Origin of the sequence: Phenylobacterium sp. CCH9-H3, from assembly GCF_001557235.1 — a bacterium.
Classification (GTDB): domain Bacteria; phylum Pseudomonadota; class Alphaproteobacteria; order Caulobacterales; family Caulobacteraceae; genus Phenylobacterium.
Map to the genome: position 1 here is coordinate 45,443 of NZ_LSJI01000247.1, position 12,203 is coordinate 57,645.

11 protein-coding genes are annotated in these 12,203 nt (G+C 66.4%); 9 read left to right on the plus strand and 2 right to left on the minus strand.

Features of this window, described 5'->3' with window-relative positions:
* Window positions 1-13 precede the first annotated feature (13 nt).
* The 7 genes from AX721_RS22130 (at window position 14) to AX721_RS22155 (ending at window position 6,435) form a co-directional block, all read left to right on the plus strand.
* The gene (locus AX721_RS22130) at window positions 14-250 is read left to right on the plus strand and encodes a hypothetical protein (protein ID WP_068878980.1); all 237 of its coding nucleotides are present in this window, start codon (window positions 14-16) and stop codon (window positions 248-250) included.
* Window positions 240-974, plus strand: a complete 735-nt coding sequence (locus AX721_RS22135; protein ID WP_068878138.1) for an SDR family NAD(P)-dependent oxidoreductase — start codon at window positions 240-242, stop codon at window positions 972-974. The genes AX721_RS22130 and AX721_RS22135 overlap by 11 nt, the downstream gene beginning before the upstream one ends.
* 20 nt (window positions 975-994) lie before the next feature.
* Complete coding sequence (locus AX721_RS22140) at window positions 995-2,434, plus strand: AMP-binding protein (RefSeq protein ID WP_156467326.1); 1,440 nt, start codon at window positions 995-997, stop codon at window positions 2,432-2,434.
* Window positions 2,434-3,507, plus strand: coding sequence for a hypothetical protein (locus AX721_RS22145; RefSeq protein WP_068878140.1), 1,074 nt, complete (start codon window positions 2,434-2,436; stop codon window positions 3,505-3,507). The genes AX721_RS22140 and AX721_RS22145 overlap by 1 nt, the downstream gene beginning before the upstream one ends.
* A 4-nt stretch (window positions 3,508-3,511) precedes the next feature.
* On the plus strand, window positions 3,512-4,741 hold the full coding sequence (locus AX721_RS22150) for an acyl-CoA reductase (RefSeq protein WP_068878141.1): 1,230 nt from the start codon (window positions 3,512-3,514) through the stop codon (window positions 4,739-4,741).
* A gap of 243 nt (window positions 4,742-4,984) precedes the next feature.
* Window positions 4,985-5,443 carry a 4'-phosphopantetheinyl transferase superfamily protein gene (locus AX721_RS28835; RefSeq protein WP_369796595.1) on the plus strand — a complete coding sequence of 153 codons (459 nt, stop codon included), beginning with the start codon at window positions 4,985-4,987 and terminating at the stop codon, window positions 5,441-5,443.
* 68 nt (window positions 5,444-5,511) lie between these two features.
* Window positions 5,512-6,435: an EpsD family peptidyl-prolyl cis-trans isomerase gene (locus AX721_RS22155; RefSeq protein ID WP_068878142.1), complete on the plus strand. Its 924-nt coding sequence runs from the start codon at window positions 5,512-5,514 to the stop codon at window positions 6,433-6,435.
* A 93-nt stretch (window positions 6,436-6,528) separates the two neighbouring features.
* Here the strand turns inward: AX721_RS22155 and AX721_RS22160 are convergent, their stop codons facing one another.
* Window positions 6,529-7,884: an ATP-binding protein gene (locus tag AX721_RS22160; protein WP_068878143.1), complete on the minus strand. Its 1,356-nt coding sequence runs from the start codon at window positions 7,882-7,884 to the stop codon at window positions 6,529-6,531.
* A gap of 381 nt (window positions 7,885-8,265) precedes the next feature.
* On the opposite strand from AX721_RS22160, the gene AX721_RS22165 reads away from it, so the two are divergent.
* Window positions 8,266-9,615, plus strand: coding sequence for a Wzz/FepE/Etk N-terminal domain-containing protein (locus AX721_RS22165; RefSeq protein WP_068878144.1), 1,350 nt, complete (start codon window positions 8,266-8,268; stop codon window positions 9,613-9,615).
* Entirely contained in the window at window positions 9,588-10,271 is a 684-nt protein-coding gene (locus tag AX721_RS22170; protein WP_068878145.1) for a CpsD/CapB family tyrosine-protein kinase, read from the plus strand. Before AX721_RS22165 ends, AX721_RS22170 begins: the two co-directional genes overlap by 28 nt.
* On the opposite strand, the gene AX721_RS22175 is transcribed toward AX721_RS22170, so the two are convergent.
* Window positions 10,268-11,905: an O-antigen ligase gene (locus tag AX721_RS22175; protein ID WP_068878146.1), complete on the minus strand. Its 1,638-nt coding sequence runs from the start codon at window positions 11,903-11,905 to the stop codon at window positions 10,268-10,270. The genes AX721_RS22170 and AX721_RS22175 overlap by 4 nt on opposite strands.
* Between the last annotated feature and the right edge of the window lie 298 nt (window positions 11,906-12,203).

Genomic DNA, 12,203 nt, shown 5'->3' on the forward strand with positions numbered 1-12,203 from the left:
TCTGGGGATGTATATGACTGTAGAGGCTAGGGTTCTGAGCGCCTTCCGTGAGGCGCTGGACATCGAGGGCGATGTCGACCCCAAGGAACTCGTCTATCGCGAGTACAAGAAGTGGACCAGCATGGCCCACATGACGCTGATCGCGATCCTGGAGCAGGATTTCGACGCCATGCTGGAAACGGACGAGATCGTCGCCATGTCGTCGTTCGACAAGGCGGTCGAGACCATGAAGAAGTACGATGCCGGCTGATCTCGACCTGACGGGCAAGGTGGCCATCGTCACCGGCGCGTCTCGCGGGATAGGGGCGGCCATCGTGCGCCGCCTCGCCGATCAGGGCGCTACGGTCATCGCCGCGGCGCGCACGGTGAACGAGGATACGTTCGCCGGTTACGGCGACCGCGTCGCGCCGGCGGCCGGTTCCCTTGAAGATCCCGCCTTCGCGAAGGAACTGGTCCGGACCGCCTTCTCGCGTTTCAAGCGCCTGGACGTGCTCGTCAACAACGCCGGGGTCATGCGTCCGGGCGTTATGGGCGCGACGCCCGAGGCGGACATCCAGCAGGTGCTGCGCCTGAACCTAGAGAGCGCGGTGCTGTTGACCGAAGCCGCCGTCCGGCTGATGGCGCGCAGCGGTGGGTCGGTGATCAACATGTCCTCAATCATCGGCAGGTTGGGGGCGCCTGGCCAGTTCGCCTACGCCGCCTCAAAAGCCGGTCTCATCGGGGCCACGCTTGCGGCGGCGAAGGAACTCGCGCCCAAGGGCGTGCGCGTGAACGCCGTCGCCCCCGGCTTCATCGCCACTGAGATGACCGACGCTCTCTCGGACGAGGCGCGGGCGGAAGCCGTCAGGCACATCGGCATGGGCCGGCCGGGAACGCCGGAAGACGTCGCCGACGCCGTCCTCTTCCTGGCGTCCGATCTTTCCCGCTACGTCACCGGCCAGGTCATCGGCGTCGACGGCGGGTTCGTGCTGTGACCTTTCGGGTCGGGGACTGCGTGGCGCCCGCGCTGGACATGACCTGCGGCGGTTTGCTGCCGGTGCTGGCCGATCGCGAGCCGGCGCCGGCCCTGACGGATGCGCGTGAAGGCGCCGCCGGTCCTTGGCTGACCCGCGCCGATCTGCGCGCCAGCGTGGCGACTACGGCCGGCGCCTTCGGCGCGGCCGAGAAGAGCCTTGTCTTCGTGCTCACGCGAAACGACATGGCGACGGTGACGGGGATCCTGGCCGCACGGGCCCTGGGCCACGCGGTGGCGCTGCTCGACGCGAAGGCCGATCCCGGAGCGCTGCAGGCCCTGGCGGCGGCCTACGACCCCGAGTTCCTCGTTTTCGAGGGTGCGCCGCCACTGCCGGTGGACGACATCTCGACCGTCGAGGGAGTCAGCGTTGGACGCCGTTCGGGTCGACGGGACACGAGGCTTCATCCCGATCTGGCGCTTCTGCTCTCGACATCGGGAACCACGGGGAGCGCCAAGTTCGTGCGGCTGTCCGCAGACGCAATCCTCGCCAACGCCCGGCAGATTGCGACCGCGCTCCGGATCGGTCCCGCGGAGGTTGGCGTTGGCCATCTGGCCCTCCACTATTCCTATGGCTGGTCGGTGCTGGCCTCGCATCTCGTGTCCGGGGCGGCGGTGGCGCTGATGGACGATTCGATCATGTCGCCGACGTTCTGGCCGACGGTCGAGGCCGCGGGCGGCACCCACTTTCCCGGCGTGCCGTTCCACTACACCGCCCTGGCCCGGTTCGGCCTTGAGGTCGTCCCGGCCTCCGTGACTACCTTCACCCAGGCGGGCGGGGCGCTGGACCTGCGCTTTCAGCGCAAGATCCACGAACAGGCCCAGGCGCGCGGCGCGGGCTTCTACGTGATGTACGGCCAGACCGAAGCCGGCCCCCGTATCACGACGCTCCCGGCTTCGGACTTCGAAGCCAAGGCGGGATCCGTGGGGCTCGCGCTTGAGGGCGGCGTCCTGACCATCGTCGACGACGAAGGCAATCTGCTGCCGGCCGGGCAGGCCGGTCACGTGACGTATGCGGGCGGCAACGTCATGATGGGTTATGCGACCGACCGGGCGGAGCTCGCCGCCGGCGACGACCAACAGGGTCGCCTCGAGACCGGCGACCTTGGTTATCTCGACGAAGACGGCTTCCTCTTCCTCACCGGGCGCAGCAAGCGCATCTCCAAGATCTTCGGCCTCCGGATCAGCCTGGACGAGATCGAGGCCCGGCTGACCGAGGCGGGACCCTGCGCTGCGCTCGACGCGCAGGAGAGGATCCTGGTGTTTCACGAGCCCGACGCCGACGACATCCGCGCGCGGATCTCGGCCTTGGCGGAGTCCCTGGGGCTGCCGTCCGCTGCATTCAACGCGCGCGTTGTCGACAGCCTGCCGCGCAAGTCCAGCGGCAAGCTCGACTACAATGCGCTGAAGGAGTTGCTGTGATGTTCGACAAGCTCCTTGCGGCCCCGCCCTGGTCTGTCCGGTCGGTTGAGAAGGCGGCGATGATGCTGGAGGGGCTCAACGCGCTGAGCGCCCTGCACTACGAGCGTTGCGAACCCTACCGGCGAATCGTGGACAAGGCCTGGGGCGGGCCCCGCAACTACGCGCGCCTGCAGGACATTCCGTACCTGCCGGTGAGCATCTTCAAGGAGCTGGACCTAGCCTCCACGCCGGATCACTCGCTGGTCCTGAAGTCCAGCGGCACCACCGGCCAGATGCAGAGCCGCATCTACGTGGATGGGGAGACTGCGCAGCGGCAGTCCACAGCCCTCGTCAACACGTTCACGCCCGTCCTTGGACGCCAGCGACTCCCGTTCCTGGCGATTGACACCAAGGCGGTGTTGACCGACCAGACGATGACGGCGCGGGGGGCCGGCGTGCTGGGCATGATGAAGTTCGGCGCTCGCGCCACCTTCGCCATGGATCGCGACCTCGTGGTGGACAAGGGCGCGGTGCGCGAGTTCCTGGCCGCCTACGGCGACAAGCCGTTCCTGATGTTCGGCTTCACCTTCCTGGTCTGGTCGAAGCTGTACGAGAGTTTCGAGGACGGGGAGTTGGATCTCTCGAACGGCATCCTCATCCACTCGGGCGGCTGGAAGAAGCTGGAGGCCGACAAGGTCTCGAACGAAGTTTTCCGCGCGGCGCTGCAACGCCGTTTCGGCCTCAGCCGCATCTACAATTTCTATGGGTTCGTCGAGCAGATCGGCTCCGTTTTTGTGGAAGGCGACGACGGTCGGCTGTACCCGCCGAACTTCACCGAGGTCATCGTGCGCCGTCCGGACACTTGGGAGCCCTGTGAGATGGGCGAGGAGGGGGTCGTCCAGGTGCTGTCCCTCCTGCCGACGTCCTATCCTGGCCACAGCGTGCTGACTGAGGACTGGGGGGTCGTGGACTATGTGGACAAGGGCGTCGGGGGCCGCTTCGGCCAGGCAGTGCGCATCCTGGGCCGGGTGCCGAAGGCCGAATTGCGGGGATGCAGCGACGTGATCGCCGCCTCGCAGGACCGGGCGGCCTGACCCGGTGACCGACATCACGATCAACCAGGTCGGCGGCGACGTCCTGAACCTCGATGCAGACGCCTTCGTGGCCCGCCTCGGGGAAGCGCGGAGCCGGCTGTCGGAGCCGTTCTCCGAAACGCGACTCGCCTTGGCCGCGGAGGTCGGCTCGACGATCCTGCGGCGCGGCGGGAAGCACGCCTCGTCCGCCGTGGTGCATTTCGCCTACTGGACCCGCTCGGCGGCGCTAAAGCGCCTCGCCGCGGAGTTCCGCGAACGGCTGCCTTCCGGCTGCCTGGCCCGTCCGATCGGCCTCGTCTTCCACCTGCCGCCGCAGAACGTGGAGACCGTGTTCCTCTATTCGTGGATGCTCTCCTACCTGGCCGGCAACGCGAACGTCGTTCGTCTGCCGACTGTCCTTGGCGAGGAGATGCGCAGCCTTCTCGACCTGTTCCTGGCCGCCTTCGAGCGCGCAGGCGAGACCTCGCAGATGTTCGTCAACTACCCGTCGGCCTCGGACATCAGCGTCCGGATCTCAGCGGAGAGTGACGCCCGCGTCGTATGGGGCGGCGACGCGAAGGTCCGAGCTTTCGCTGACGTACCCCTGCGGCTCGGCGGCAAGTCGGTATGGTTCGGCGACCGCTTCTCTCTGTCGGTCCTGAGTGGCTCCGAACTGCTGGTGTTGGACGACAAGGCGCGCCGGTCGCTGGCGGAAGCGTTCTACAACGACGTGTACGTCTTCGATCAGATGGCCTGCTCCTCGCCGCACGTGGTCTATGTCGCGGGGGACCGCGACAGCCACGGGGCGGCCGTCCGCGCGCTGTTGGACTCCGTCGCCGAGGTGGCGCGGGAAAAGCAGGCAGCGCCGGCCACCGGCCACGCCATCCGGAAGATGGTCGAGGCGTTCGCGTCGGCGGGACGGGGCGATGCGGACTCGCTCTATTGGGGCGACAATCTGCTGACCGCGGCGGAAGTCGTCTCGTCGTCCGAGCATGCTGAGCGGCGCATCGGCGGCGGCTATCTCGAGTACCGGTTCGTCCCCGACTTGGACGCTCTTGAGCCCGTGCTTCGAGAGCACCATCAGACGCTGACCTATTTCGGCTTCACCCGGGACCAGATGTTCGCCTTTGCCGCAGGAAGGGCCGACCCTGGCCTCACCCGCATCGTCCCGGTCGGCCAGGCCCTGGATTTCGACTTCGTCTGGGACGGCTACGATCTCCCGCGGGAGCTGACGCGCCTCGTTCGCGTGATCTGAGCGATGCCGTCCACCGGCCCCGACATCGAGATTTGGGTCGCCGACGCGTCGAATTCGGCATGGGCCGCCGCGAGCCGCGGCGGAGGGGAGGATCCGGAACGGCTCAGCGCGGTCGGTCGCGAACTGGAGGCCGCGATCCGCGGACAGGGTGGATACTTTGGGCCCTCCAACATCTCCCACAGCGGACAGCGCGTCGCGCTTGCCGTCGGTCGCAGCCCGAATGTCGTCCGTCTCGGTGTCGACATGGAGGTTCGCCGACGCCCGCCTCGGCCGCGCGCCTTCGCGCGGCGGATCCTCGCGCCGGGAGAGGAGAGCGCGTCCGACTTGGTGGGCGCGTGGACCGTCAAGGAAGCTGCGTTGAAGGCGACTCGCGAGGGTTTGGCCGCGGATCCCAGGGCCTGGCGATTCGATGACCTGGAGTGTCACGATCCAAGGCTGGTGACGGCGCCGTCGGCCTGGGGGCCGCCCGAGAACTGGGCCTTCCTGCGAACCGAGGTTGAGGGACCCGCCGCGTTGGCCTTGGCCGTGCGGTTGAATAAGATTCATTCACTGGATGTGTGCGTCCGATCGGTCCACGGTCCGGGCGATGTCTCGACGCCGGACCCATGTTCTTCGTTCTGCCTCCGGTGGTCGCCAAGGGGCCTGCCGGCTGCAAGTTGCGCTGGCGCCTTTCGAAACCGGTCTGACAAAGTTAAGAGTTGAGCAGCGAAATTGAGGGACGCCCAGCGTGGCGTTCGCTCGGGAGGGGTACGTTGAAAGCCAGATATTTCATGGTCGTCGCCAGCGCGGCTCTGCTGCTGTCGGGATGCGATCAGGTCAAGAAGCTCGTGGGCGGTGGCAAGCCGAGCGGCCAGGTCGTCGCGACCGTGGACGGCGAGGAAATCACCAGCCTTCAGCTGCGCGCCGAAATGGGTGGGTTCGGTTCGCGCGACCCCAAGGTCATGAAGGCTGCTCAGCAGCAGGCCCTGGAGCGGATCATCCTGCGCAAGCTCCTGGCCAAAGAGGCCCGCAAGGAGAAGCTCGACAAGTCTGCGGATTTCACGATCCAGCTCGAGCGGGGCGAAGAGAACCTCCTGGCCCAGATGTACCAGCGCCGGCTGGCGAGCAAGGTGACCCAACCTTCGCAACAGGCCGCGGCGGACTATATCGCCAGTCATCCTCAGCAGTTCGCGGACCGCAAGGTATACTTCGTCGACCAGCTGATCGCCGCGCCGAACAAGATTCCGCCGGAACAGTTCCGGCCGCTCAAGTCGCTGGGCGAGGTCAAGGCGCTGCTGGACAGCCAGAACGTGCCCTATCAGGAGGGCGCGACCGTCATGGATAGCCTGACGGCCAACCCGCAGCTCATGAGTGCGGTGAGCGCGCTGCCTCCGGGCGAAGTGTTCGTGGTGCCGCAGGGGAACTCTCTGCTCTTCAACCAGATCACAGGGTCACGCTCTGCGCCGTTCGCAGGTGACCAGGCGAAGAACTTCGCCATGAATGCGCTTCGCACCCAGAACGCGCAGCAGACGGTCGGCAAACAGATCGCCGACATGCGCAAGGCGGCGGAGCCGAAGGTCGTCTACAACGCGGCCTTCAAACCCGCGCCGCCGGCCAAGGCTGCGACGCCGGCCGCCAAGGCTGCTCCTGCGCCGGCGGCCGCGCCCGCCGCTGCACCCGAAGCTCCAGCCGCGGCCGCTCCGGCGGCGAAGTAGGAGATCCGGCCCGGACCACCCGGCTGGACTCCGGAGGGCGCGCCCGGTCTCGAAGCGAAAGAATTGCTTCGAGACCGGCCGTGGTTGACGCTGCTAGATCGCCGCGGCCGCGCGCGGCGAGGGCGCGTCGCGGGTCAGGTTGCGTTGCGCCCACATCATCCAGATGAGCGTGGGCAGGCCCTCTTCGACGAAGCTGTAACGGGTTCCGATATCGTCGGAGTTCACCGGCTTGAGCAGGCGCTCGGCGCAGAGCGCGTCGATCGCCTCCTGCGCTTTGCGGGCCGACACCGAGCTCGCTTCCTCGATGTCCGAGGCGTCGAACACGCCATCCGCGGCGAGGGCGGCGCGCGCGCTCATCGCCAGGGCGTCTTGACGGCCTGCATCGAAGAGGCGGCGCACGTGCGTCTGCGCCGGTGTCGCGATCCGCCCCTGGAATTCCGCGATCGCCCGGTCGATGGCGCTGCCGACGTCGGCCGGCAGAACCGTCGTGCGGTTCTGGTCGAGCGCCGCGTGGCCGGCGTGATGGCAGATCAGATTGGCGATATAGGGCGAGCCCCGCGCCACTTCGACGACGAAGGCGGTGGCGTCCGGCGCGAAGCTGAGGTTCGTCTCCCGCTCGCCGTTCGCGACGATCTGGGTGACTTCCGCCTCGCTCATCTTCGGCACGCGGAGGGCGAAAATGTTCCGCCGGATGGATGGGATATGCTCGACGAGTTCGGTGAGGTCGGCCGCGACGCCGGCCAGCACCAGCTGGACACGGCCTAGCCGGTCCGAGAGGTTTTTGATCACCTCGGCGATGTCTCGCCGGAACGATCCGGAAAGAGCTCGGTCGAACTCATCCAGGATGATCAGCACGCGGGTGCCGGTGAGCTTCGCGCAGAGGTCCCCGAATTTGCGGGGCGAGAGCGGCTCGTCGGGCAGGAGGTCGGCGAGCGTCGAGCCCTTCTCGGCTTCCGTGCCCGTCGGAGAGAAGCCGGAATGGAAGAGCAGGGGGATTTCGGAAGCGACGGCGCGGAACGTCTCGTCGAAGGTCGAGTTCGCCCCGCACGAGGTGTAGATGACGATATAACGCGCATCGATCGCCGTCTGCGTCAGGACGTGGAGCAGCGACGTCTTACCGATGCCGCGCTCGCCATAGAGGATCACGTGCAGGCGCTGATCCTCGATCGCCTGGATGACCGTCTTGAGCACGCCTTCGCGACCCGCGAACTGCCGGCGCTCCGCCACCGGTTGCGAAGGGGTGAACGCGAAGCGAAGCTTTGCGCGGACCGCGTCCGCCCGGCTGCCGCGCGAGTTGAAGTGATCGCTCGCCGTGCTGTTGAACCGGGGGCCGGTCGCTTCCAGGCGAGCCCGGGTCTCACGGATCGCCGGCTTGACGGCCGACGTCTCGATCATCGCCGCCCGAGCCGGCTTCACCTTGGTCGAGGGCTTCTTGAAAAGCGCTCCCAACCTCATAGTCCAGCCGGCCAAGATTCACCTCCGTAACGGGATATAGGACCCAGAACGCCACATCTCGGCGCGGGGGGGCCGGGCCGATATTGGCGGATCTTGCCTTCTGTTTGCTTAACCACCGCGCGAAGGCCCTTATGCGACTTTGTTAGGCATGCACATAGCATCACGCTCGAAATCCCCCGTGTGGCGGATCGATCCGCCGATCCTCGCGAGGGGACGATCCGGACAGCTGAGATACGAAACGCAGCGCCACGCATATGCAGGTGGATATGGCAGGCGTGTGGCGGCGCCGCATGCACTTAAATTTCAGAGATGGTTCGACTAGATGTATCTCCCCGATAGGAAGGGTCGAGCCGACCCGCCCGCGGCGGAGGAATCATGACCTGGTCGCTCGTCGTGCGGATCCTGTGGGCGCGCCGTCTCCTGGTGCTGCTGCCGCTCGTCGCGTGCCTGCTCGCCGGGCTCTACGTGATCGCCGTGGCTCCCAAGCAGTACCAGGCGTCTGCCCGCGTGGCGCTCAACTACATCAAGCCCGACCCCGTCACCGGCACTGTAATCCCCTCGAAGATGGTGGACGCCTACATCACCTCGCAGGAGCGCACGATCCGGGACATCCAGGTGGCCGGCCCCGTCGCCCAGCGGATTGGCTGGCTGGACAACCCTGACCTCATCGCCGCCTATGATGCGGCGACGGGCGGGCGAGGCGGGGACTTCGAACGATGGGCCGCGAATCGAGTCGTAGCGTCCACAACGGTCGGGCGTGTCGCCGACAGCAATCTCATCGAGATCCGCTTCGTTTCCACGTCGCCGGAGGCCGCGGCCGATATCGCCAACGTGATCCGCGACGCTTACATCGAAACCACGCTCGAGGGGCGGCGGCGGTCCGCCGAGGGGGCAGCGGACCTGCAGTTGAAGCTGGCCGAGCGGGCGCGTGAGGAACTCCTTGCCCTTCAGGTCGAGAAATCGGCGCTCGAAAAGCAGACAGGTGTGGTTCTCGCGGCGGGCGGTATCGATATCGAAGAGCAACGGCTAGGGAGCCTGGCCGCCCCGCCGCGCACTGCAAAGACGCGGGTGCGGGTCGCGCCCCGAAGTCCTTACGAACTCGCACTGGCGCGCGCAGACGCCATGCTGCAGACGCTGCAGGCTACTCTTGGCCCCCAACATCCCACTGTGATTCAGAAGCAGCGTGAGCGCGCGATTCTGGCCTCGCAGGTGGCTCAGGCCGCCGCGCGCGCGGATCGGGGCGCGCGCCTGACGGCGCTGGAAGAACAACTCAAGGCGGCGATGATCGAGGAGCAGAAGGAGAAGGTGATCAGCCGCAACGACGAGGTGCTGACGCTCCGGGTGCATGAGGATGAAATTTCCCAGAAGCGGAGGGCCTTCGCCGACGCCACCAAGCGCGCCCTCCAGATGAGGCAACTCGCGACGATGGAGGAGAGTGGCCTATCGCCGGTCGGCGAGGTGACCATTCCCTCGAAGCCAATCTTTCCCAACCCTCCCATGATCATCGGGGTGTGCATCGCGCTGGGCCTCGCCATCGGGGTGCTTACCTGCCTCTTGACCGAGATGCTTCGGCTTCGTGTGCGAAGCCCCGATCAACTCGAGGAGGCCGTAGGCCTTAGGGTGCTTGCCGTGCTGCCGAAGGTGCAGTCCACGGCGCGGCTTGTCGGTGGTGCGCGAGAACGACGTCTCCTAAGCGGATGGCGGCGACGGGCGGCGACGGCGTGACGGGGTTGGCTCAGACCGTGTCCGAACGCGAGACGCTTCAGGGCGCCCATCCCTCGTCGCGGGCGCTTTCCGCGGCGATCACGGGGTTGGTGCAGGAGGTCTTCGACCAATTGATCAGCCGCGGCGTGCGTGGGCTCGCCATCTGCGGTGTGGCCGAGGGGGACGGCGTCAGCTTCGTGGCCGCCCGCCTCGCCACTGCGCTCGCGCGCTCCGGCGTGACGACGTTGCTCATCGACGCCAATCTGCGAGCGCCGGGCCAGCGGGCGCACTTCCCGGACGCGGTCGAGCCGACGCTCGGGCTCATCGATCTCGTCTCCCGGCCGGGGGTCGATCCGGAGGCGGTGATCGTGCCGAACGTGAGGCCGGGCCTCTCCGTCGTGTTCGGTGGGGCCCCGATACCGGGCGTCGACGATGCGCTGTCACAGTCAGCGTTCGCAGGATTCGTGGAGCGTTGTCTTCGCACCTTTGAATTCGTCGTGTTCGACACGCCACCTGCGAACCAGACCCCAGACGCGCTCCGGATTGCACGGCTTGCTGGCTATGCGTTGCTGGTCGTGCGGCGAGACCAGACGTTCGTTTCGGATCTCAACCACTTCATCGAAGAGCTTCGGGACCAGGGCGCGACCATCATCGGCTCACTGCTCAACGAGGGTTAGGCCATACGCGCCGCGGGCAGCCTTTCCTTGTTTCGCTCGTCGCTCCGAACATTGGCGACCGCGGCCAGGCATGCCGCGAGCATCATGTAGATGTAGGCGCCGTTGGTCTCCTGGCTAAGAACGCTCTTCACGACGATGTAGGCGATCAGGCTCACGACGAACGGAATGATCATCCTGGACTCCGGATGTGAGGGGTAGTCGAACACGACCTTCCCGCCGATCCAGATCGTGCGGAGAATCATCCCGAAATAGAGTGCGAAACCCAGGATCCCGAAGTCGAGAAGCAGGGTGAGGTAAAAGGAATCGATCGAGCCCACGCCCGCCTGGTTCTTGAAGCCAAGCACCTTGCCTGCGGTGCCGATACCGTACCCGAACGGGTTCTCGGCGATGCGCGGCATCGCCATCTCCCATTGAATCTTGCGTGCGTCAGTGCTCGCCTGCTGGGCGCCGCTACCCCACACGCGCGCCCGCAACCGCCCGACGAGGAAGGTGGAGATGAAGGCGACGATGAGGATCGCGGGATAAGAGAACACGATGGCGGGAGCGAAGATGCTTCCCTTGTGTTCGCGCCAGCGGACCACGGCCCACATGAGGAGGTAGAAGATCGCGGACACCATCCAGGCGACGAAGCCCAGCCGCGAGTCCGTCAGGATGATGACGTGAAGGCCCATCACGACGTAGGCGGCGGCCAGGAGCCGCTGATAGAGCGGATATCGCCAGGTCACGAAGTGGATGGCGAAGGCCGACGACAGGCCGATCAATTCGGCCAGGCTAAGCGGCGTCGTGGCCGTCGATTGAACCCGGTGGATTCCCGTCGCAGCCCGAGCGCCGCCGGCGAGGATCTTCATCACGACAGGGTCGTCGATGCGTAAGAACGACGGTGTGTGGCCGGCCCATGGAACGCTGCCGAGCTCGTTCTCCCAGAGGCCGAGTAGGCAAGCGCCGGCGACCACGATCAGGAAGGTCTTTGCCCAGAACTCGGCGAAGCCGGCCTGGCGGAAGAGATAGATGCTCGTGAAGAACGCCGCGCCGGACATGATCTGACCGGAGATGAAGTCGTTCAATGAATCCGTGCCGCTCGGCGACCACAGGATGGAGGCGGCCTGCAGCAATGAAAAGGCGATGAGGCAACGCCAGATGAAAGGGTCGGCCCCGAGGGTCTCGCCCATGCGTCCGCGGAACGTCTTGGAGACGGAAACGCATATGAGAAGCACAAGCACAAGGAGCGACCCGAGCGTACGGTTGACGGTGAGCCAAGGTAGCCCGGGCAGCACGACAGCGAGGTAGTTGGGCCAGAGCGCCTGCGCCGCGACGAAGGCAAAATAGAGTGGCACGAGGGATCCAGAGGGGGCGTACTCGCCGGGGGGCAGGGCCCAGATGAGCAGTACGACCAGAAGCGCCAGCGGCGCCCCCAGCACCATCAACGAAGGGGTGCCGATCGTCGCGAAGCGAAACCCGTAAAAAAGGGCCACGAAGACAATGGTGGTGATCAGGACCAGCCGCAGCCAGACCGGATAGCTGCGGGTCTGGTATCCACCGCGCGTGGGCGGGGACGACTGCGATCTCGCGCGACGCTGGCGAGGCTCGGCTTTGGCTCGCTCGGGGGCGGACGCCCTCTTCAGGCTGAACTTCAAGACGCGCTCACCTCTGGCCGCGGCGATGAACCCGCCAACGCGAGGCCGGCAGGATCCTCGATATACTCAATGCGCTCCAGGCTTGAACAAATTATGGAGCGTTCGGGCAAGTGGGGCGCGGCTAGGCCGCCTTGGGCCGGCTCGCTCGCGGCTTCAGACCAGCCAAGCGCTGGCGCAAGAAGGCGATCAATGCTTCGGGCTCCGTGGTGGCGATGGTGCGGGGGCGGTTGCGGGCGGCCTCCAGAGTGTCAAACGGCGTTCAAAAGGGACCCCCGATCGGCGTCGAAGAGGGACCCCC